The organism is Mycolicibacterium chlorophenolicum (assembly GCF_001044235.1).
GTDB lineage: Bacteria > Actinomycetota > Actinomycetes > Mycobacteriales > Mycobacteriaceae > Mycobacterium > Mycobacterium chlorophenolicum.
In genome coordinates this window covers 99560-120943 of the sequence record NZ_JYNL01000020.1, presented here as the reverse complement: position 1 = coordinate 120943, position 21384 = coordinate 99560, and the positions used below count along the sequence as shown (strand labels likewise).

Below are 21384 nucleotides of genomic sequence, written 5' to 3'. Positions count from 1 at the left end.
TACGGTGGCGACATGGCCGCATTGACCGTCGGCGTCGCCGCCCCGGATCCGCCGTTCAACGCCATGCCCGGCGACACCGGGCTGGACATCGAGGTGATGCGGGCGCTGGCCGCCAGGCTCGGCGACGAGGTGACGTTCGTCGGATACGACGGGGCCGACTTCGACGGCATCTTCGACCGGCTCGGCGCAGGCGAGTACGACTGCGTCATCGCCGGAACGACGGTCACCCCGCAGCGTGCGGCCAAGGCGGCGTTCTTGCCGCCCTACGTCATCTCCGGGCAGGGCCTGGCGGTCGACACCGACCGGCTGCCCCACGTGCATTCGGTCGACGACCTCACCGGCCTGACCATCGGCGTGCAGCGCGGCAACACCAGCGAGGCCATCGCCGAGCAGTTGGTCGCCGACGGGAAGGCAGCCCGGGTCCGGCGCTACGACTACGGCGCGATCAGCACCGCGATCGCTGACCTGGCGGCGGGCGGCTGCGACGCGGTGATGAAGCTGGCCCCGGTGCTGGCCCAGCTGGTGCGGGCCGTTCCCGGCGTCGAGGTGGTCCAGCGTGGGCTCTCGGTCGAGGACATCGCGATCGCGGTGGCCCCCGCCGACACGGCGCTGCTGGCCCGGCTCCAGGTCGCGCAGGCCGAGCTCGAGGAGGACGGCACCCTGCAGAAACTGCGCCGCCGATGGCTCGGCAATCCCTACGTCGACCAGAGTGTCGCATCGCTCTGAAACAGGGACGGGGCAACTGCGCGCAGGGGAAGCCACACGCACTAGGCTGGCGGCCGAGCAGTTCAACGACCGAGTAGGAGACTGACGTGACGATCCGGGTAGGCGTGAACGGTTTCGGCCGTATCGGGCGCAACTTCTTCCGCGCTCTGGACGCGCGGAAGGCCGAAGGCAAGAACACCGACATCGAGATCATCGCCGTCAACGACCTCACCGACAACGCGTCGCTGGCCCACCTGCTGAAGTTCGACTCCATCCTCGGCCGGCTGCCCTACGAGGTCAGCCTCGAAGGCGAGGACACGATCGTCGTCGGCGACACCAAGATCAAGGCGCTCGAGGTCAAGGAGGGCCCCTCGGCGCTTCCCTGGGGTGACCTCGGCGTGGACGTCGTCGTCGAGTCGACCGGCATCTTCACCAAGCGCGACAAGGCCCAGGGCCACCTCGACGCGGGCGCCAAGAAGGTCATCATCTCCGCGCCGGCCAGCGATGAGGACATCACCATCGTGCTCGGCGTCAACGACGACAAGTACGACGGCAGCCAGAACATCATCTCCAACGCGTCGTGCACCACGAACTGCCTCGGGCCGCTGGCCAAGGTGCTCAACGACGAGTTCGGCATCGTCAAGGGCCTGATGACCACCGTGCACGCCTACACCCAGGACCAGAACCTGCAGGACGGCCCGCACAAGGATCTGCGTCGCGCCCGCGCCGCCGCGCTGAACATCGTGCCCACCTCGACCGGCGCCGCCAAGGCCATCGGCCTGGTGCTGCCCGAGCTGAAGGGCAAGCTCGACGGCTACGCGCTGCGGGTGCCGATCCCCACGGGCTCGTGCACCGACCTGACCGCCGAGCTGGCGAAGTCGGCGTCGGCCGACGAGATCAACGCCGCGATGAAGGCCGCCGCCGAGGGGCCGCTCAAGGGCATCCTCAAGTACTACGACGCCCCGATCGTGTCCAGCGACATCGTCACCGATCCGCACAGCTCGATCTTCGACTCGGGCCTGACCAAGGTCATCGACAACCAGGCCAAGGTCGTTTCCTGGTACGACAACGAGTGGGGTTACTCGAACCGCCTCGTCGACCTCGTCGGCCTGGTCGGCAAGTCGCTGTAACCGGCGATGGGTATCAAGTCACTCGACGACCTTCTCGCCGAAGGGGTTTCGGGGCGGGGCGTGCTGGTGCGCTCGGATCTGAACGTGCCGCTCGATGACGGCAGGATCACCGATCCGGGCCGCATCATCGCCTCGGTGCCCACGCTGAAGGCGCTGAGCGACGCCGGCGCCAAGGTCGTGGTCACCGCCCACCTGGGCCGGCCCAAGGGCGAGCCCGAACCGAAGTTCTCGCTCGGGCCGGTGGCCTCGGCACTGGCCGAGAAGCTGGGCAGGCACGTGCAGTTGGCCGGTGACGTGGTGGGAACCGACGCGCTGGCCCGCGCCGAGGGACTGACCGACGGCGACATACTTCTGCTGGAGAACATCCGCTTCGATCCTCGCGAGACCAGTAAGGACGACGCCGAGCGCCTGGCGCTCGCGAAGGCGCTCGTGGAACTGGTGGGCGAGGACGGCGCGTTCGTGTCCGACGGCTTCGGGGTGGTGCACCGCAAGCAGGCGTCGGTCTACGACGTCGCGACGCTGCTGCCGCACTACGCGGGAAAGCTCGTCGACACCGAGGTCAAAGTTCTGGCCCAGCTCACCGAATCGACCGAACGGCCGTACGCCGTGGTGCTCGGCGGTTCGAAGGTCTCGGACAAGCTCGCTGTGATCGAGAACTTGGCCACCAAGGCCGACAGCCTGATCATCGGTGGCGGTATGTGCTTCACTTTCCTTGCCGCACAGGGTGTTTCGGTGGGGAACTCGCTTCTCGAAGAGAGCATGATCGAGACCTGCCGGAAGCTGCTCGACGACTACGGTGACGTGCTGCACCTGCCGGTGGACATCGTGGCGGCTGAGAAGTTCGCCGCCGATTCGCCGGCCGAGACGGTCGCGGCGGACAAGATCCCCGACGGCACGATGGGCCTGGACATCGGTCCCGAGTCGGTCAAGCGGTTCACCGCGCTGCTGTCCAACGCGAAGACGATCTTCTGGAACGGCCCGATGGGCGTGTTCGAGTTCCCGGCGTTCTCCGCGGGCACCAAGGGAGTGGCCGAGGCCATCATCTCCGCAACCGGCAAGGGCGCGTTCAGCGTCGTCGGCGGCGGTGACTCGGCGGCCGCGGTGCGCCAACTCGGCCTGCCCGAGGACGGTTTCTCGCACATTTCCACCGGTGGCGGCGCGTCGCTGGAATACCTTGAGGGCAAGGAATTGCCCGGTATCGAAGTACTGAGCTAGGAGAACTGTGTCCCGTAAGCCGCTGATCGCCGGCAACTGGAAGATGAACCTGAACCACTTCGAGGCGATCGCGCTGGTGCAGAAGATCGCATTCTCGTTGCCGGACAAGTACTTCGACAAGGTCGACGTGACGGTGATCCCGCCGTTCACCGATCTGCGCAGTGTGCAGACCCTCGTCGACGGCGACAAGTTGCGGCTCACCTACGGCGCGCAGGACCTGTCCCAGCACGACTCCGGCGCCTACACCGGCGAGATCAGCGGCGCCTTCCTGGCCAAGCTGGGCGCCACGTTCGTCGTCGTCGGGCACTCCGAGCGGCGGACCTACCACCACGAGGACGACGCGCTCGTCGCGGCGAAGGCGCAGGCGGCGTTCAAGCACGGTCTGATCCCGATCATCTGCATCGGCGAGCAGCTCGAGGTGCGCGAGGCGGGCGATCACGTCGAGTTCAACGTGAACTCGCTGCGCGGGTCGCTGTCCGGGTTGTCGGCCGAGCAGATCGGCCGGGCGGTCATCGCCTACGAACCGGTCTGGGCGATCGGCACGGGCCGGGTGGCCAGCGCCGCCGACGCGCAAGAGGTGTGCAAGGCCATCCGTGACGAGTTGGGCAACCTGTCCTCGCCCGAACTGGCCGCAGGCGTGCGGGTGCTCTACGGCGGTTCGGTCAACGCCAAGAACGTCGGCGAGATCGTCGGCCAGCCCGACGTGGACGGCGCGCTGGTGGGCGGCGCCTCACTGGACGCGGAGCAGTTCGCCACCCTGTCGGCGATCGCCGCGGGCGGCCCGCTGCCCTGACCCTGATATCGTGACGGCCATGGAATTGGCCCTGCAGATCATCCTGGTCGTGACCAGCGTGCTGGTCGTGCTCTTGGTTCTGCTGCACCGCGCCAAGGGTGGCGGTCTGTCCAGCCTGTTCGGCGGCGGCGTCCAGTCCAGCCTGTCCGGCTCCACCGTGGTCGAGAAGAACCTGGACCGGTTGACGCTGTTCGTCACGGGCATCTGGGTGGTCGCCATCATCGGGATGGCGCTGCAGATCAAGTACAGCTAGCTCAACGCTTTCAGCACCGCGGCCGCGGCGCGGCGGCCGCTGACCAGCGCCCCCTGGATCGACGCGGTGTCGCGGTGGTCGCCGCACACCCACAGTCCCGACGCATCCCGAACCGGTCGGCGCACCGTCAGCGGGGGCGGCTGCACGGGCAGCGCGTCGGGAATCACATGCCGGATCACCGGCTGCCAGTCCGAGGCGTCGACGTCGAGGATCTCCGCGGCGTGCGCCCGCAGCTGGAGTTCCGCCGGCTCCGGATCACCGCGGCCCAGCAGCGCCGACGCGGCGACCAGATGGCGTCCCGGCGGCGCGTACGTCGGTGCGGCGGCGCTGATCACCGCAGCATTGACGACGGGTCCCCGCGCGCCGGAGCGGCCGTCCACGAACAGCATCGGCGGTCCTGTCCACGCGTGATCGGTGGCCCACCAGTCCGTGACGACGCCCCGGGTCGGTACGGCCGCGCCGCCGATCCACTGCGCCGCGGCGGTCGCGTCGGTGGCGATGACCACCTCGCGGGCCTGCACCGTGGCCCCGTCGTCGGCGCTGACCCGCCATCCGCCGTCTGATGCGGTGACGTCGGCCACCCGACGGTTCAGCGTCACCCGGTCACCCAGGGACGCCGCCAGCTGCCGGGGCAGGGCGGCCATCCCGTCCTCGGGCAATGCGGGCACCCCGAGGGCGAACATCCGCACCAGCAGCAGCGCGAACGCGTTGGACGTCGCCCCGGTGTCGTCGAGCACCACACCGGACAGGAACCGGTCGATCACGCGGCGCAGCTCGCCGGACAGCCCGCACCGGTCGAGCGCAGCCACCAGCGTGGTGTCCTCGCCGGGCGAGTGCTTCAAGTGGCCGGGGCGCAGCGCCGGGTAGGCCCACCGCGCCAGCGCCACCGCGTCACCGGGCCGCACCCCGCGCCGGGCCAGCATGCCGGGCAGGCGCGACGGCGCGCGCAGCGGATGCGCCAGCACCACCGACCCGCGCTCGCGGCGCACCCCGACCCCCGGCCCGAACGGCTGCAGCCGCAGCGCGGCAACGTCGATGCAGGAATCGAGTTCCGGATAGGCGGGGTTGAGCACCTGGAATCCGCGGTCGCACCGGAAGCCGTCGACGACATCGGTCCGGATCCGGCCGCCCACCTCGTCGGCGGCCTCCCACACCCGCACCTCGCGGCCCGCGGCCGCCAATACCGCCGCGCAGCGCAAGCCCGCCAGCCCGGCACCGACGACGACGACCTCGGCGTCCACATCCATCCGGCCACGCTACCGCGCTCGCCATGCGGCGGAATCTGGCTGCACCGATACTGGGCACCATGCCGCAGACAGCCGACAGCGCGCTCGAACCGATCGGAGCCGTGCAGCGCACCCAGGTGGGCCGCGAAGCGACCGAACCGATGCGCGAGGACATCCGCCTGCTCGGCGCCATCCTCGGCGACACCGTGCGCGAGCAGAACGGGGATGCGACGTTCGACCTGGTCGAGCGGGCCCGCGTCGAATCGTTCCGGGTGCGGCGGTCGGAGATCGACCGCACCGAGCTGGCGAGGCTGTTCGACGGCGTCGATGTCCACCAGGCGATCCCGGTGATCCGGGCCTTCACCCACTTCGCGCTGCTCGCCAATGTCGCCGAGGACATCCACCGCGAGCGGCGCCGGGCGGTGCACGAGGCCGCGGGTGAGCCGCCGCAGAACAGCAGCCTGGCCGCGACCTACCTCAAACTCGAGGACGCGGACCTCGACGCCGACCGCGTCGCCGATGCGCTCGTCGGCGCCCTCGTCGCGCCCGTCATCACCGCCCATCCCACCGAGACGCGGCGACGCACGGTGTTCGACACCCAGCACCGCATCACCGAGCTCATGCGGCTGCGGCTGCACGGCCACCACCGCACCGAGGACGGCCGCGACGTCGAACGCGAACTGCGCCGCCACATCCTCACGCTGTGGCAGACCGCGCTGATCCGGTTGTCGCGCTTGAAGATCCAAGACGAGATCGAGACCGGGTTGCGGTACTACCCGGCGGCGTTCCTCGAGGTCATCCCGCGGGTGAATGCCGAGGTGCGCGCCGCGCTGCAGGCCCGCTGGCCCGGCGCGGATCTCCTGACCGAGCCGATCCTGCGGCCGGGATCGTGGATCGGCGGCGACCGCGACGGCAATCCGAACGTCACCGCGGAGGTAGTGCGGCTGGCCACCGGCAGTGCCGCCTACACCGCGTTCGCGCACTACTTCACCGAGCTCACCGCGCTGGAGGAGGAGCTGTCGATGTCGGTGCGGCTGGTGCACATCAGCGACGAGCTGGCCGCGCTGGCCGACTCCTGCCACGAACCCGCCCGCGCCGACGAACCGTACCGGCGGGCGCTGCGCGTCGTGCACGCACGGTTGACGGCCACCGCGCAGCAGATCCTGGACCGGCAGCCCGAACACGAACTCGACCTCGGCATGGCGCCCTACGCCGCGCCCGCCGAACTGTCGGCCGACCTGGACGTCGTCGATGCGTCGCTGCGCGCTCACGGCAGCTCGGTGCTCGCCGACGACCGGTTGGCCCGGTTGCGGGAAGCGGTGCGGGTCTTCGGTTTTCATCTGTCCGGTCTGGACATGCGGCAGAACTCCGATGTGCACGAGGAGGTGATCGCCGAGCTGTTGGCGTGGGCCGGGGTGCACCCCGACTATGCGTCGCTGAGCGAACCGGAGCGCGTCGAGCTGCTCGCCGATGAGCTGGCCACCCGCCGACCGCTGACCGGGCCCGGTGCCGAACTCTCGGAGCTGGCGCGCAAGGAACTCGACATCGTCGTTTCCGCGGCTCGCGCCGTGGACGTGTTCGGGCCGCAGGCGGTTCCCAACTACATCATCTCGATGTGCCAGTCCGTCTCCGACATGCTCGAGGCCGCGATCCTGCTCAAGGAGGCAGGCCTGCTGGACGCCTCCGGCGAGCAGCCCTACGCGCCGGTCGGCATCGTGCCGCTGTTCGAGACCATCGACGACCTGCAACGCGGATCTTCGATTCTCGAAGCGGCACTGGATCTTCCGCTCTATCGGGCGGTCGTCGCGGCGCGCGGTGACAGCCAGGAGGTGATGCTCGGCTACTCGGACTCCAACAAGGACGGCGGCTATCTCGCGGCCAACTGGGCGCTGTACCGCGCCGAGCTGGATCTCGTCGACTCGGCCCGCAAGACGGGAATCCGGTTGCGGCTCTTCCACGGTCGCGGTGGGACGGTCGGTCGCGGCGGCGGGCCGAGCTACGACGCGATCCTGGCTCAGCCGCCGGGCGCGGTGAACGGATCGCTGCGGATCACCGAACAGGGGGAGGTGATCGCGGCCAAGTACGCCGAACCCCGCATCGCACACCGGAACCTGGAGACGCTGCTGGCCGCGACGCTGGAAGCGACCCTGCTCGACGTCGAGGGGCTCGGCGAGGCCGCCGAGCCGGCGTACGCGGTGCTCGACGACCTCGCCGCGCGCGCCCAGCGCGCGTACGCCGACCTGGTGCACGACACACCGGGTTTCGTCGACTACTTCAAGGCGTCGACACCGGTCAGCGAGATCGGTGCGCTCAACATCGGCAGCAGGCCGACGTCGCGCAAGCCCACCACCTCGATCTCCGACCTGCGGGCCATCCCGTGGGTGCTGGCCTGGAGCCAGTCGCGGGTGATGCTGCCCGGCTGGTACGGCACCGGAACCGCCTTCGAGGACTACATCGCCGAGGACGACGGACGTCTGGAGATCCTGCAGGACCTCTACCGGCGCTGGCCGTTCTTCGCGACGGTGCTGTCGAACATGGCCCAGGTGCTCGCGAAGTCCGACCTCGGGCTGGCCGCGCGTTACGCCGAACTGGTGCCCGACGAGGAGCTGCGCCACCGGGTCTTCGACAAGATCGCCGACGAACACGAACGCACCATCCGGATGCACAAGCTGATCACCGGACATGACGACCTGCTCGCCGACAACCCGGCGCTGGCGCGCTCGGTGTTCAACCGGTTCCCGTACCTCGAGCCGCTGAACCACCTGCAGGTGGAGCTGTTGCGCCGCTACCGGTCCGGCGACGAGGACGAACTGGTGCAGCGTGGCATCCTGCTGACGATGAGCGGGCTGGCGACCGCGCTGCGCAACAGCGGCTAGTCAGGTGGCGGTGACGCCCGGGATGCGACCCTCGCGGAACGCCTCCACGAAATGGCGGTGGTCCTCGCGGGCGACGGCGGCGTACTCCAGCCCGAACGCGACGATGTCGGCGACGAAGTCGTCCTCGTCGTCGCCGATCGCGGCGACGATCGCCTCCTCGGTCTGGAAGCCGACCAGCGACTGCTCGCTGTCGGAGTCGCTGACGCAGTGCACCTTGGCCACCGCCTGGCCGAGTTGACCGACGACCTCGGCCAGTTCGTCGGGTTCAGTCAGCTCCGACCAGTCCAGATCGGCTTCGTACGGCGAGATCTCGCTGACCACGAACCCGACGCCGTCGATGTCGGTGTAGCCCAGCAGCGGGTCGGCGTGCGCCTGAAGGGCACGCTGCGACACCGCGGTGCGGTGTCCGTGATGCAGGAAGTAGCCGTGCACCTCCGGGTCGTCGACCACCCGGCTCGGTGCGGCGACGTTGCCCTGCTTCATCGACAGCACCACGTCGTTGTCCAGTGCCTGATTGAAGCCCTCGATGAGAAGCGTGTAGGCGGGCAGACCGGCGCTGCCGATGCCGAACCCGGTGTTGGCGGTGACGTCCTTGACGTCGTAGGCGATGCCGCGGAAACGCTGCGTCTCCGGAATCGTGTCCAGGTAGCGGTGGAACGCCTCGAGGACCGTGTCGCGTTCGTCGCCCTCGAGCCGCCGCGCCCCTGCGCGCTCCCGCAGACGGCGGTCGCACTCGTCGACGACGGTGATCCGGTCGAGCATCTCGGCGCGGGTGGAGAGCCGGGCGGACTGCAGCGCCGAAAGCACCGCACCCCGCGCGGTGTCCAGATTCAACGAGAAGGAGGCGTCGTCATCGGTGTCGGTGAACCACCGCACCTGCGCGACGTATGCCCGGACGAACGCCGCGATGAGCGAGGAGATCTGCTCGTCGGACAGCGCTTTCTGCCAGCACATCAGCGCGATGCTGGCGGCGAAGCGCTGCAGATCCCACGTGAAGTGTCCGACGAACGCCTCGTCGAAGTCGTTGACGTCGAAGATCAGCACCCCGGCGCCGTCCATGTAGGTGCCGAAGTTCTCCGCGTGCAGGTCGCCCTGGATCCACACCCGGCCGGTGCGCTCGTCGGCCCACCGATCCTCGCGCGCCGAGACGTCGGCGTAGAACACGCACGCGCTGCCGCGGAAGAACGCGAAGGGATCCGCCGCCATCTTGCGGAACTTCGCGCGGAACGCGTCGGGGTCCGCGCGCATCAGATCGTCGAAGGCGCCGACCAGGGTGTCGACGATCTGCGATTCCCTCTCGTCGGGCATCAGCTCAGCCCGGCGCCGCGCCGCAGCCGGTCGAGCACACCGCGGATCGCGTGATCGGTGGCGGTCAGCGGGGAGATCACCGACTCGCCGAGATCGACGATCCGCTCGACGCGCGTGACGATGCCCTCCAGCCGCTCGACCACCGCGATGAGGCGCGGGGCCAGTTCGTCGATGCGGCTGATGGTGTCGTTGAACCGGGCCAGGGTGGCGTCCAGGTTGCCGGTCGAGTTGTTGAGGTCCTCGAGGGTCTCGCTCAGACCCTCCAGGATCGTGTCGACCTGCTCGACGGTGACGTCGGCGTTGAGCGCCGCCTGTGCGAGCTTGCGGATCCGCTCGGGTCCGGTCCGTACGGGTCTCCCGCTTCGGTCTGCCATGTCGGCAAGTATGACGTGCCCCTCGGGCGTCGGATACGGTGTTGGAGATGCTCGCATGAACGTCCGGGTGGCGTTGTTCGCCACCTGCTACAACGACCTGATGTGGCCCGAGACGCCGAAAGCAGTTGTGCGGCTGCTGCGCCGCCTGGGCTGTGAGGTCGAATTCCCGCGCGGGCAGACGTGCTGCGGGCAGATGTTCACCAACACCGGCTACGCGGACGAGGCCGTGCCCGCCGTCCGGGCGTTCACCGCGGCCTTCGCCGGGTACGACGCCGTCGTCGCGCCGTCGGGCTCCTGCGTGGGGTCGGTGCGCCACCAGCACCGCGACGTCGCCGCACGGTCGGGCGACGCCGACCTGGCGGCACGCGTGGACGCGATCGCGCCCCGGGTGTACGAACTCTCCGAATTCCTGGTCGACGTCCTGGGGGTCACCGACGTCGGCGCGTACTTCCCGCACCGGGTCACCTACCACCCGACGTGCCACTCGCTGAGGATGCTCCGGGTCGGCGACCGGCCGCGGCGACTGCTGGAGGCGGTGCGCGGCATCGACCTCGTCGAGCTGCCGCAGGCCGACCAGTGCTGCGGTTTCGGCGGCACGTTCGCGATCAAGAACGCGGACACCTCCGTGGCGATGGGTTTCGACAAGGCCCGGGCGGTTCGCGACACCGGTGCCGAAGTCCTTGTCGCCGGGGACAATTCCTGCCTGGCCCACATCGGCGGACTGCTCTCACGGCAGCGCGCCGGCATGCGGGTCATGCACCTCGCCGAGGTTCTGGCCAGCAGCGAGGACGCGCCCGCATGACCGGGCATCCGCACGTCGGCGTCACCGGAGCGTTCCTGGGGCTGCCGTCCTTCCCGACCGCCGCCAAAGCGGCGCTGGGCGATTCGGTGCTGCGCCGCAACCTCTCCCACGCCACCGGCACCATCCGCGCCAAACGCGCCCGCGTCGTCGAGGAGCTGCCCGACTGGGAGCAGCTGAGACTGGCGGCGGCGGCCATCAAAGACGCGGCGCTGCACCGGCTCGACGAGCACCTGGTGGCGTTCGAAGCGAACGCCACCGCGGCGGGGGCGACCGTGCACTGGGCGCGCGACGCGGCCGAAGCGAACCGGATCGTCGTCGATCTGGTGCGCGCCCAGGACGCCACCGAGGTCGTCAAGGTCAAATCGATGGCCACCCAGGAGATCGAGCTCAACGAGGCCCTCGCCGAGGCCGGGATCGACGCCTGGGAGACCGATCTGGCCGAGCTCATCGTGCAGCTCGGCGGCGACTGGCCCAGCCACATCCTCGTCCCGGCGATCCACCGCAACCGCGCCGAGGTGCGGGAGATCTTCCTGCGCGAGATGGGCCGGGTGGGCCGGCCCGCACCCGACGATCTCACCGACGAGCCGCGCCGCCTCGCCGAAGCCGCGCGGCTGCACCTGCGGGAGAAGTTCCTGCGCGCCCGGGTCGCCGTCTCGGGAGCCAACTTCGCGATCGCCGACACCGGAAGCCTGGTGGTGGTCGAGTCCGAGGGCAACGGCCGGATGTGCCTGACCCTGCCCGAGACCCTGATCTCGGTGGTCGGCATCGAGAAGGTGCTGCCGTCGTGGCGCGACCTCGAGGTGCTGCTCCAGGTGCTGCCGCGCAGCAGCACAGGGGAGCGGGAGAACCCGTACACGTCGGTCTGGACGGGACCCGCCGACGGAGACGGCCCGCGCAACGTGCACATCGTGCTTCTCGACAACGGCCGCACCGGCGTGCTCGCCGACGTCGACGGCCGCGATGCACTGCGCTGCATCCGCTGCTCGGCGTGCCTGAACGTGTGCCCGGTCTACGAACGCACCGGCGGGCACTCCTACGGCTCGGTGTATCCCGGCCCGATCGGCGCCGTGCTCACGCCGCAGTTGCGGGGCACCGCCAGCGACATCGACAAGTCGCTGCCGTACGCGTCGAGCCTGTGCGGCGCCTGCTTCGACGTGTGTCCGGTGCGCATCGACATCCCGTCGATGCTCGTGCACCTGCGCACCCGGGTGGTCGACGAGCACCGCGGCGGGGTGCCGACGGGCGAGCAGGCGGCGATGACGGCGGCGAGCTGGCTGATGGCTGACCATCGACGCCTCGAGGCGCTCGAGAAGACCGCCGCCGTCGGCGGTAAAGCCCTGCGCAGCAAGCTGTTCGGCGGCAAGGAGCGGCTGCGGTCGCTGCCCTGGCCGGCCAGCGCATGGTCCGGAGCCCGCGATGCGCCGGTGCCGCCGACGGAGTCGTTCCGGGCCTGGTGGCAGCGCACGGGAGGCGGCCATGAGTGAGGCACGCGAGGCGATCCTCGGCCGGATCCGCGCAGCACTGGCCGATCGGCCCGCGCCGGTCGAGGTGCCGTGGCGCTACGGCGACGACGTCGGTACCGGCGATCTCGACCCGGTGGAGCGGTTCCTCGAGCGGGTGGCCGACTACCGCGCGCGGGTCGACCGCGTCGACGCCGCCGACGTCGGAGCGACGATCGCGGCGGCCCTGGCCGGGACGCGCGCCGTGGTCGGCGACCCGGCGGTGCAGGCGGCGTGGCCGGATGCCGCGCCGTGGGTGTCCGATACCGGCCTGACGGCGGTGGAACTCGACGACGTCGACGCCGTGGTCACCACCGCGACCGTGGCGATCGCCAACACCGGCACGCTGGTGCTGGACCACGGCGCGGGCCAAGGCCGGCGAGCGCTGAGCCTCGTGCCCGACCTCCACGTGTGCGTGGTCCTGGTCGACCAGATCGTCGACGACGTGCCGAAAGCGGTTGCGCGGCTGATCGATTCGGGTGTGCACACCCGTCCGTTGACGTGGATCAGCGGACCCAGCGCGACCAGCGACATCGAATTGGACCGGGTGGAAGGCGTGCACGGTCCGCGCACGCTGCACGTGATCGTCGTCGGCTAGGTGGCGACTCGTGCCGCGGTGCCGATGGTGCGCCGCGGGCGCGGTAGCGGCCAGCGGGGTGCGCCGGCCGCCAGCGCCGCAGCTTCCATTCCCCCCAGGGCGACGCCCGTGATGCCGTGGCCGGTACGAGTGCTCGCCCCGGCCAAGAACAGTCCGGGAATGTTCGTGCAGGCGCCGGGTCGCCGCATCAACCACTGATCCGGCGTGCTCGCGATGCCGTAGGAGGTGCCGCTGCTGTTGCGCAGATAACGTTCCCAGGTCAGCGGACTGGCGGCCTCTTCATAGACGATGGAATCCCGCACACCGGGGATCGCCCGCTCGGTGAGGGCAAGCATCGCATCACGGAACTCTGCCTTGCGACGGGCATAGGCGGCGCCGGTGCCCCAGAAGTCCGGGCGTGCCGGAGCAATGGCCATCATTTGGAGATTCGTCTGCCCAGGTCGACACAGCCGCGGATTGTGCGGATCCTTGAGACTCGCCGCCGTGACGAACACACCGCTGACCCGGAACTCCCCGCGCGCGCAGGCCGCGTAGAGTCCGTCGATGTCGTCGTCGGCGAAGACACACCAGTTGTGGGCCGGCACCTGCTCGGCGCGCAGATCCCGGTCGAGTACCAGGTAGTCGACGAACAGCGGCGCCGCCATCTCGAAGCCGTGCACGCGGTGCCGCAAGCGTGCCTGCACGTCGACGTCGGCGAGCAGTTGGCCATACATGTGTTTGATGTCAGCGGCCGAGATGACGGTCCGAGTGCTCAACTCCTGTGACGCGCCGCCCCTGTCGGTGACCCGTACGCCGCACACACCCTTGTCATCGACGTGGATCCGCTCGACTTCACTGTCGAGCACGAGTTCGCCACCGTGGTCCAGAATGACCGCTGTCAGCGCGTCGACAACCGATCTCCCGCCCCCTTCCGGGTACCAGGCGCCGGCCAGGTAGTGCATGACGCCCACCGCGTGCATGCCGAGCGAGATCTTCGACGGCGCGACACCGTTGATCCCGTGGCACCAGTTCAACACCGTACGCAGCCGCGGCGAACAGCCCAGATGGTCGAACCACCGGCCCAAGGTCGTCGCGGCGGTCACCGTGGTGACTTTGGTGCGCCACAGGGTCGACAACAGCGACCGCGGCTCCAGCCGAACTGGGGCGGTGGCTTCCAGCTCCTGGGTTATGGTCGCGATTCTCCGCAGATGCCGATCGATGCGCTCGCGTTCCTCGGGGAACTGCTCGTGGAGGCGGGCGCGGAATTCCTCGACACCCCGCGGTACCCGGAAAGCCATGTCGTCGAAGAGAAGCTCGTCGAATCCGTCGGGATCGAGTTCGCGGTAGTGCAGATCGATTCCCAGCGGCTCCAGTACGGCGCGTAACCCCGGGTGCGAACCTGCCCATCCGCCGAGATAGTGCAGCCCGATGTCGAACTCATAGCCGTCATGGGTGAACGAGGCGGTGTTGCCGCCCGGCATCGGCTGCCGATCGACGACAACGACCCGACGGCCCAGCGCAGCGAGATATGCGGCGGCAGTCAGTCCGCCGGTCCCGGCCCCGATGACGATCGCTTCTGCGTCCATGCCGGATCCCCTGTCGCCGTGCGGTCATTCTCTGCCCACACCTGTGGAAAGTCTCTTGCCGTCACCGGGGGCGGGGGAAGGGTATTTGGTCCTGGACCGATTCCCGGTGTTCCGGGGTGGGACGGAACAGATGCGCGCTGCCGCTGCGTGGCGTGGCGTGGCGGCGTTACCGTGAAGCCATCTCTCGTCGGAAGGATGTCATGCCATCCCGTCACCGAATTCTCAAGATCGCGCTCGTTGTCATCGGCGTACTGATGCTCTTGGTCTATCCGCTGGCTGTGGTGTGGCCGTCGGGTTGGTCGTGGCACCAGGGCGCGCCGTATCAGTCCGACTACTTCATCATGATCGTCGGCATCTACGCCGTTCTCGGGGTCTTCCTCTGTCGGGCGGCGCGGCGTCCGGAAGCCAACGTCAGTCTCATCTGGTTCACCGTCGTATCGAGCGTTGTGCACGGGGCGATCATGGCGGCGCAGTCGTTCGGCGGCCACTATCGGGGGCACCTCTGGGGCGATGTAGCAGCATTGTTCCTCGTCGCCCTCGTGCTCGCGATCCTGATGCGCACACCCGCCGTTACGCGCACATAGAGCTACAGCTGGGACGCGGCAGCCTCGTCGAGCAGCCACACCGTGGCCTCGCGTCCGACCGCGCCCGCCGCGGGGATGTCGACAGGGGCGGCGCCGCCGAGCGCAGCCGCCACCGCATCGGCCTTGCCCTCGCCCGACACCACCAGCCACACCTCGCGGGAACGCGCAACGGCGGGCAGTGTCAACGTGATCCGTCGCGGCGGCGGCTTGGGGGAGTCGGTCACCCCGACGACCAGCCGCTCGGTCTCCTGCACGGCAGCAGTGTCCGGGAACAGCGAGTTGACGTGCCCCTCGGGCCCCATGCCCAGCAGATGCACGTCGAATTCGGTTGCAGCCTCGGCGAACGTCTCGTCGAGCAACTGCTCGTAGCCGGCGGCCGCGGCCTCCAGGTCGTCGCCGAACTCGCCGTCACTGGCCGCGATCGCGTGGACGTTGACCTCGGGGATGTCGATGTGGCTCAGCAGCGCCTCGCGTGCCTGTTTGTCGTTGCGTTCGTCGTCGTCTGCGGGCACGAACCGCTCATCGCCCCAGTACACGTGGACCTTCGGCCAGTCGATCTCGTCGCTGCGCTCCTTGACCCGCTCGAGCATCCCGATGCCGGTGCCACCGCCGGTCAACACCACGCTGGCCTGCCCCCGTGCCGCAACGGCCGCGGTGATCGCGTCAACCAGACGGTCCCTGGCGGCCCTCACCAATGTGTCCTTGTCGGGGTAGCGCTCCACGACTGTGCTCACACGTACTGCACTTTCTCGATGCCCTGCAGGGCCTCGTGGTAGATCTCGTCGGCGTCTAGGCGCCGCATGTCTTCGGCCAGGCACTCGCGAGTTTCCCTGCGCGCCAACGGAACCAGCGACTCGGGTCGAGCTGTGCGGGTGAGCTTCGCGGTGACGCCGTCCTGGGGCCGGCTCAGTGTGATCGTGTCGCTGTCGCGAACCAGTTCCACCTTGAGTTCACCGACGGCACGGCGAACCGGACCGTCGATGCGGTGAGCCAACCAGCCCGCGAGCAGGTCGAGCGCCGGTTCTGTCGCCAGGCCGGACACCGTCGCCGACGTGATCGGCTCGTGCGGCGGAAGGTCGACCGCCGACGTCAGCAGCGCCCGCCAGTAGGTGATCCGGCTCCACGCCAGGTCGGTGTCACCGGGGGTGTAGCCCTTCAGGCGGCCCTTGATCGATGCCAGCGGATCGGGGGCGTTGGTGGCATCGGTGATACGGCGCAGAGCCAGCTTGCCGAGGGGGTCCTCGGCGGGGACGTCGGGCGCCACATCCGGCCACCACGTGACGACAGGTGTGTCCGGCAGGAGGAACGGCATGACGACGCTGCTGGCATGAGCGGCCAGAGGGCCGGAGAGCCGCAGGCAGACGACCTCGTTGGCGCCGGCGTCGCGGCCCACCCGCACCTGCGCGTCGAGCCGGGCCTTGTCGGCCAGCCGGTCACCCGGTGCGACCACCACGACACGGCACGGATGCTCGCGGCTGGCCGCGTTGGCCGCCTCGATCGACTCCTCGAGCAGCGCTTCGGTGGTCGGGGCGATGACGAGTGTCAGCACCCGGCCGAGCGTGATCGCCCCGCCCTCTTCGCGGAGCGCGATGATCTTCTTGTTGATGACGTCGGTCGTGGTGTCCGGCAGGTCGAGGATCATGGCCGCCTCCATTCGCGACCGGAGCGACGCAACATCTCGAACGCCGAGTCAGGCCCCCAGCCGCCCGCTTCGTACGGGTCGGGTTTTCCATGCGATGCCCAGTACTCCAAGGCGGGATCCAGGATGCGCCAAGCCAATTCGACCTCCTGATTGACCGGGAACAGCGATGGCTCACCGAGCAGCACGTCGAGGATCAACCGTTCGTAGGCCTCGGGTGACTCTTCGGCGAACGCCGAGCCGTACGAGAAGTCCATGCTGACATCGCGGACTTCCATCAGGTTGCCGGGAACCTTGGACCCGAAGCGCAGCGTGATGCCCTCGTCCGGCTGGACCCGGATCACCAGGGCGTTCTGTCCGAGCTCCTCGGTCATGGTGGCGTCGAAGGGCAGGTGCGGCGCTCGCTTGAAGATGAGCGCGATCTCGGTGACCCTGCGGCCCAGCCGTTTTCCGGTGCGCAGGTAGAACGGAACGCCCGCCCAGCGCCGGGTGTCGACGTCCACGGTGATCGCCGCGAAGGTCTCGGTGGTCGAGTCCTTGGAGAATCCCTCCTCCTCCAGCAGCCCGACCACCCGCTCGCCGCCCTGCCAGCCCGCGGTGTACTGGCCGCGCGAGGTGGTTTCGTCCAGTGGCTCAGCGAGCCTGCTCGCCGAGAGCACCTTGATCTTCTCGGCCTGCAGTTCGTCGGGGGAGAAGCTGACCGGCTCCTCCATGGCGGTGAGCGCCAACAATTGCAGCAGGTGGTTCTGGATCACGTCACGCGCGGCGCCGACCCCGTCGTAGTACCCGCCACGGCCGCCCAGCCCGATGTCCTCGGCCATGGTGATCTGCACGCTGTCCACGTAGTGCGCGTTCCACACCGGCTCGAAGAGCTCGTTGGCAAAACGCAGCGCCAGGATGTTCTGGACGGTCTCCTTGCCCAGGTAATGGTCGATGCGGAACACCGACGATTCCGGGAAGACGTTGTTCACGATCGCGTTGAGTTCCTCGGCGCTCTCGAGATCGTGACCGAACGGCTTCTCGATGACCACGCGGCTCCAGCCGCCCTCGGACTTCTTCGCCAGACCCGTCCTCGACAGCTGTTCGAGCACCTGCGGGAACGCCTTGGGCGGAATCGACAGGTAGAACGCGTGATTACCACCGGTCCCGCGTTCGGCGTCGAGCTTGGCGAGCGTCTCCGCCAGATCCTCGAACGCCTTCGCGTCGTCGAAGGTGCCCTGGACGAAGCGGATCCCCTCGGCCAACCGGTCCCAGACCTCCTGGCGGAACGGGGTGCGGGCGTGTTGCTTGACCGCATCGAGGACGACCTGACTGAAATCCTGGTCGGCCCAGTCCCTTCGGGCGAACCCCACCAGAGCGAACGACGGCGGCAGCAGCCCGCGGTTGGCCAGGTCGTAGATCGCCGGCATCAGCTTCTTGCGGGCGAGGTCACCGGTGACGCCGAAGATCACCACGCTGCACGGGCCCGCGATGCGGGGCATGCGCTTGTCGCGCTTGTCCCGCAACGGGTTCTGCCAAGCTTCGCTCATCGGTATGAGGTCACTTCTTGTCGTCGAGCTGGCCCTGGGTGGCTTCGAGCAGCTCGTGCCACGACTTCTCGAACTTCTCCACACCCTCGTTCTCGAGGACCAGGAACACGTCGGTCAGGTCGATGCCGACCGCCGAGAGCGAGTCGAAGACCTCCTGGGATTCGGCGCCCCGGCCGGTGACGGTGTCCCCGGTGACCACGCCGTGGTCGGCCACCGCAACGATCGTCTTCTCCGGCATGGTGTTCACCGTGTTCGGGGCGACCAGCTCGGTGACGTACAGCGTGTCGGAGTAGTCGGGGTTCTTCACGCCGGTCGACGCCCACAGCGGCCGCTGCACGCGCGCACCGGAAGAGCTCAGCGCCGAGAACCGGTCACCACCGAGGAAGACCTCCTCGTAGGCGGCGTAGGCCAGCCGGGCGTTGGCCACTCCGGCCTTGCCGCGCAGCGCGAGCGCCTCGTCGGTGCCGATGTCCTCGAGCCGCTTGTCGATCTCGGTGTCCACGCGAGACACGAAAAACGATGCGACGGAATGGATCCGGGACAGGTCGTGGCCGGCCTCCTTGGCCTTCTCCAGGCCCGCCAGGTAGGCGTCCATCACCGCGCGGTGGCGCTCCACCGAGAAGATCAGCGTCACGTTGACCGAGATGCCCTCGGCGATCACCGCAGTGATCGCCGGCAGGCCGGCTTCGGTGGCGGGGATCTTGATCAGCAGGTTGGGCCGGTCGACGATCTTCCACAGCTCGATCGCCTGCAGGATCGTCTTGTCGGTGTCGTGCGCCAGCCGCGGGTCCACCTCGATGGACACCCGGCCGTCGACTCCGCCGGACTGCTCGTAGACCTTGGCGAAGACGTCACATGCGTTGCGGACGTCGTCGGTGGTGACCGTGCGGATGGTGGCGTCGACGTCGGCGCCCCGCTCGGCGAGCCCTTTGATCTGGCTGTCGTAGGCGTCGCCCTTGGACAGTGCCGCCTGGAAGATCGACGGGTTCGTGGTCACGCCGACCACGGACTTCGTGTCGATCAGCTCCTGCAGGTTGCCGGTCTGCAGCCGCTCCCGGGACAGGTCGTCGAGCCACACCGAGACGCCTGCGGCGGACAGCGTCGCCAAGTTCTGGTTCTGGGTCATGTCAATTCCTCTTATCGCTGGCTAGTTCGCAATGCTGCGTTCCGCTGCGGCCACCACTGCTTCTGGAGTGAACCCGAATTCGCGGAACAGGGTCTTGTCGTCGGCCGACTCGCCGTAGTGCTCGATGGAGATGATCTCGCCGGTGTCGCCGACGATCTTGTACCAGCTCTGCGCGACCGCCGCCTCGATGGCCACGCGTGCCGACACCCGCGGTGGCAGCACGCTGTCGCGGTACTCCTTGGGCTGCGACTCGAACCACTCGAGGCACGGCATCGACACGACGTAGGCCGAGATGTCCTTCTCGCGCAACATCTTCTGCGCCTCGACCGCGATCTGCAGTTCGGAGCCCGTCGCGATCAGGATGACGTCGGCATCGTCGGCGGGGGAGCCGCCGCCGAGCACGTAACCGCCCTTCTCGACACCTTCGGCGCTGGTGCCCTCCAGCACCGGGATGCCCTGACGGGTCAGGATGAAACCGACCGGGCCGCTGCCGTTGCCGCGGGCCACGATGCTGCGCCACGCGTAGGCGGTCTCGTTCGGGTCGCCCGGGCGCACCACCGACAGGTTCGGGATGGCGCGCAACGCCGCGAGATGTTCGATCGGCTGGTGGGTGGGGCCGTCCTCGCCGAGGCCGATCGAATCGTGCGTCCAGATGTAGATGGTGTCGATGTCCATCAGCGAGGCCAGTCGCACCGACGGACGCATGTAGTCCGAGAACTGCAGGAAGGTGCCGCCGAACGCGCGGGTGGGGCCGTGCAGCACGATGCCCGACAGGATCGCGCCCATCGCGTGCTCGCGGATACCGAAGTGCAGCACCCGGCCGTACCAGTCGGCCTCGAAGTCCGATGTCGAGATCGACGGCGGGCCGAACGACTTCACGCCCTTGATCGTGGTGTTGTTGCTGCCCGCCAGGTCGGCCGAGCCGCCCCACAGCTCCGGAAGCTTGGGGGCGACGTCGTTGAGCACCTGACCGAACGCGGCGCGGGTGGCGACGGCCTTGGAACCGGGCTCCCAGTGCGTGATGTCGGCGTCCCAGCCCTCCGGCAGCTCCTCGGCGGTGAGCCGGTCGAGCAGCTTCTTGCGCTCGGGCTCGCGCTTCGCCCAGGCGTCGAAGTCCTGCTGCCAGGCGTCGTGGGCCTCCTTGCCGCGCCCGACCAGGCCGCGGGTGTGGGTGATGACGTCCTCGCTGACCTCGAAGGTCTTGTCCGGGTCGAAGCCGAGGATCTTCTTGGTCGCGGCGACCTCGTCATCGCCCAGCGCCGAGCCGTGCACGCCGCCGGTGTTCATCTTGTTGGGGGCCGGGTAGCCGATGATCGTGCGCACGGCGATGAACGACGGCTTGTCGGTCACCTTCTTGGCTTCGGCGATGGCCTGCTCAATACCGACGACGTTCTCGCCGCCCTCGACCTCCTGCACGTGCCAGCCGTAGGCCCGGTACCGCGCGACGACGTCCTCGCTCAGCGCGATGTTGGTGTCGTGCTCGATGGAGATCTGGTTCTTGTCGTAGAACACGATCAGATTGCCGAGCTGCTGCGTGCCCGCCAGCGAGGATGCCTCGCTGGTGACGCCCTCCTCGATGTCGCCGTCGGAGGCGATGACGTAGATGAAGTGGTCGAACGGGCTCTCACCGGCCGGTGCGTCCGGGTCGAACAGGCCGCGTTCGTAGCGCGACGCCATCGCCATCCCCACCGCCGACGCCAGCCCCTGACCGAGCGGGCCCGTCGTGATCTCCACACCCTTGGTGTGGCGGAACTCGGGGTGACCGGGGGTCTTGGACTTGTAGGTCCGCAGCGACTCGATGTCGGACAGTTCGAGCCCGAACCCGCCGAGATAGAGCTGGATGTACAGCGTGAGGCTGGAATGCCCGCAGGACAGCACGAACCGGTCGCGGCCGAGCCAGTGCACGTCGCTGGGGTCGTGGCGCATCTGGCGCTGGAACAGCGTGTACGCCAGGGGCGCCAGGCTCATCGCCGTCCCCGGATGCCCGTTGCCGACCTTCTGGACGGCGTCGGCGGCGAGCACGCGGACGGTGTCCACCGCCCGCGAATCGAGGTCGGTCCAGTCGTCGGGATGGTTGGGTCGGGTCAGCGAAGAGATCTCTTCGAGCGTGGTCACGAGGCGCACTCCTTGACTTGGTGGGGCGTGTCGGTCCGCAGGAACCA

General features: G+C 68.8%; 19 protein-coding genes. 10 read left to right on the top strand and 9 right to left on the bottom strand.

Annotated features, from left to right (window positions below; all coding sequences use genetic code 11):
* The first annotated feature begins 12 nt into the window (after nt 1-12).
* The 5 genes from MCHLDSM_RS08590 (at nt 13) to secG (ending at nt 4096) form a co-directional block, all read left to right on the top strand.
* Nucleotides 13-726, top strand: coding sequence for an ABC transporter substrate-binding protein (locus MCHLDSM_RS08590; protein ID WP_048469700.1), 714 nt, complete (start codon nt 13-15; stop codon nt 724-726).
* 86 nt (nt 727-812) lie between these two features.
* Nucleotides 813-1835 (top strand): type I glyceraldehyde-3-phosphate dehydrogenase, encoded by a 1023-nt coding sequence (gap, locus tag MCHLDSM_RS08585; RefSeq protein ID WP_048469699.1) that lies wholly within the window; start codon nt 813-815, stop codon nt 1833-1835.
* Nucleotides 1836-1841: 6 nt separating this feature from the next.
* On the top strand, nt 1842-3050 hold the full coding sequence (locus MCHLDSM_RS08580) for a phosphoglycerate kinase (protein ID WP_048469698.1): 1209 nt from the start codon (nt 1842-1844) through the stop codon (nt 3048-3050).
* A 7-nt stretch (nt 3051-3057) separates the two neighbouring features.
* Nucleotides 3058-3843, top strand: a complete 786-nt coding sequence (tpiA, locus tag MCHLDSM_RS08575) for a triose-phosphate isomerase (RefSeq protein WP_048469697.1) — start codon at nt 3058-3060, stop codon at nt 3841-3843.
* 19 nt (nt 3844-3862) lie between these two features.
* On the top strand, nt 3863-4096 hold the full coding sequence (gene secG, locus MCHLDSM_RS08570; protein WP_048417856.1) for a preprotein translocase subunit SecG: 234 nt from the start codon (nt 3863-3865) through the stop codon (nt 4094-4096).
* Here secG and MCHLDSM_RS08565 read toward each other — a convergent pair.
* Nucleotides 4093-5343 (bottom strand): NAD(P)/FAD-dependent oxidoreductase, encoded by a 1251-nt coding sequence (locus MCHLDSM_RS08565; protein ID WP_048469696.1) that lies wholly within the window; start codon nt 5341-5343, stop codon nt 4093-4095. The two genes, secG and MCHLDSM_RS08565, sit on opposite strands and share 4 nt — an antisense overlap.
* A 59-nt stretch (nt 5344-5402) precedes the next feature.
* Between MCHLDSM_RS08565 and ppc the strand changes: the two genes are divergently transcribed.
* Nucleotides 5403-8198 (top strand): phosphoenolpyruvate carboxylase, encoded by a 2796-nt coding sequence (gene ppc, locus MCHLDSM_RS08560; RefSeq protein ID WP_109788775.1) that lies wholly within the window; start codon nt 5403-5405, stop codon nt 8196-8198.
* Here ppc and MCHLDSM_RS08555 read toward each other — a convergent pair whose 3' ends face one another.
* Both MCHLDSM_RS08555 and MCHLDSM_RS08550 read right to left on the bottom strand, forming a co-directional pair.
* Nucleotides 8199-9506 (bottom strand): DUF2252 domain-containing protein, encoded by a 1308-nt coding sequence (locus tag MCHLDSM_RS08555; protein ID WP_048469694.1) that lies wholly within the window; start codon nt 9504-9506, stop codon nt 8199-8201.
* Nucleotides 9506-9880 carry an ATPase gene (locus MCHLDSM_RS08550; protein WP_048469693.1) on the bottom strand — a complete coding sequence of 125 codons (375 nt, stop codon included), beginning with the start codon at nt 9878-9880 and terminating at the stop codon, nt 9506-9508. The genes MCHLDSM_RS08555 and MCHLDSM_RS08550 overlap by 1 nt, the downstream gene beginning before the upstream one ends.
* Nucleotides 9881-9935: 55 nt before the next feature.
* Here MCHLDSM_RS08550 and MCHLDSM_RS08545 point away from each other — a divergent pair, with 55 nt between their 5' ends.
* From MCHLDSM_RS08545 to MCHLDSM_RS08535, 3 genes are read left to right on the top strand one after another with little or no spacing between them, the layout of a single operon-like run.
* A complete protein-coding gene (locus tag MCHLDSM_RS08545) occupies nt 9936-10682 on the top strand; it encodes a (Fe-S)-binding protein (protein WP_048469692.1) in 747 nt (248 codons plus the stop codon).
* The gene (locus MCHLDSM_RS08540; RefSeq protein WP_048469691.1) at nt 10679-12166 is read left to right on the top strand and encodes a LutB/LldF family L-lactate oxidation iron-sulfur protein; all 1488 of its coding nucleotides are present in this window, start codon (nt 10679-10681) and stop codon (nt 12164-12166) included. Before MCHLDSM_RS08545 ends, MCHLDSM_RS08540 begins: the two co-directional genes overlap by 4 nt.
* Complete coding sequence (locus MCHLDSM_RS08535; RefSeq protein WP_048469690.1) at nt 12159-12779, top strand: LutC/YkgG family protein; 621 nt, start codon at nt 12159-12161, stop codon at nt 12777-12779. Before MCHLDSM_RS08540 ends, MCHLDSM_RS08535 begins: the two co-directional genes overlap by 8 nt.
* Here MCHLDSM_RS08535 and MCHLDSM_RS08530 read toward each other — a convergent pair.
* On the bottom strand, nt 12776-14344 hold the full coding sequence (locus tag MCHLDSM_RS08530; protein ID WP_053082942.1) for a phytoene desaturase family protein: 1569 nt from the start codon (nt 14342-14344) through the stop codon (nt 12776-12778). The two genes, MCHLDSM_RS08535 and MCHLDSM_RS08530, sit on opposite strands and share 4 nt — an antisense overlap.
* 200 nt (nt 14345-14544) lie before the next feature.
* Here MCHLDSM_RS08530 and MCHLDSM_RS08525 point away from each other — a divergent pair, with 200 nt between their 5' ends.
* Nucleotides 14545-14928, top strand: a complete 384-nt coding sequence (locus MCHLDSM_RS08525) for a DUF6632 domain-containing protein (protein WP_048469689.1) — start codon at nt 14545-14547, stop codon at nt 14926-14928.
* A gap of 2 nt (nt 14929-14930) precedes the next feature.
* Here MCHLDSM_RS08525 and pgl read toward each other — a convergent pair whose 3' ends face one another.
* The 5 genes from pgl to tkt are packed head-to-tail and all read right to left on the bottom strand — an operon-like array spanning nt 14931 to nt 21337.
* Nucleotides 14931-15662 carry a 6-phosphogluconolactonase gene (pgl, locus tag MCHLDSM_RS08520; RefSeq protein WP_048469688.1) on the bottom strand — a complete coding sequence of 244 codons (732 nt, stop codon included), beginning with the start codon at nt 15660-15662 and terminating at the stop codon, nt 14931-14933.
* Nucleotides 15659-16570 (bottom strand): glucose-6-phosphate dehydrogenase assembly protein OpcA, encoded by a 912-nt coding sequence (gene opcA, locus MCHLDSM_RS08515; RefSeq protein WP_048470239.1) that lies wholly within the window; start codon nt 16568-16570, stop codon nt 15659-15661. The genes pgl and opcA overlap by 4 nt, the downstream gene beginning before the upstream one ends.
* Nucleotides 16567-18096, bottom strand: a complete 1530-nt coding sequence (gene zwf / locus MCHLDSM_RS08510; protein WP_048417866.1) for a glucose-6-phosphate dehydrogenase — start codon at nt 18094-18096, stop codon at nt 16567-16569. The genes opcA and zwf overlap by 4 nt, the downstream gene beginning before the upstream one ends.
* Before the next feature lie 10 nt (nt 18097-18106).
* Entirely contained in the window at nt 18107-19222 is a 1116-nt protein-coding gene (gene tal, locus MCHLDSM_RS08505) for a transaldolase (RefSeq protein WP_048469687.1), read from the bottom strand.
* A gap of 21 nt (nt 19223-19243) precedes the next feature.
* Entirely contained in the window at nt 19244-21337 is a 2094-nt protein-coding gene (gene tkt, locus MCHLDSM_RS08500) for a transketolase (protein ID WP_048470238.1), read from the bottom strand.
* Nucleotides 21338-21384 lie beyond the last annotated feature (47 nt).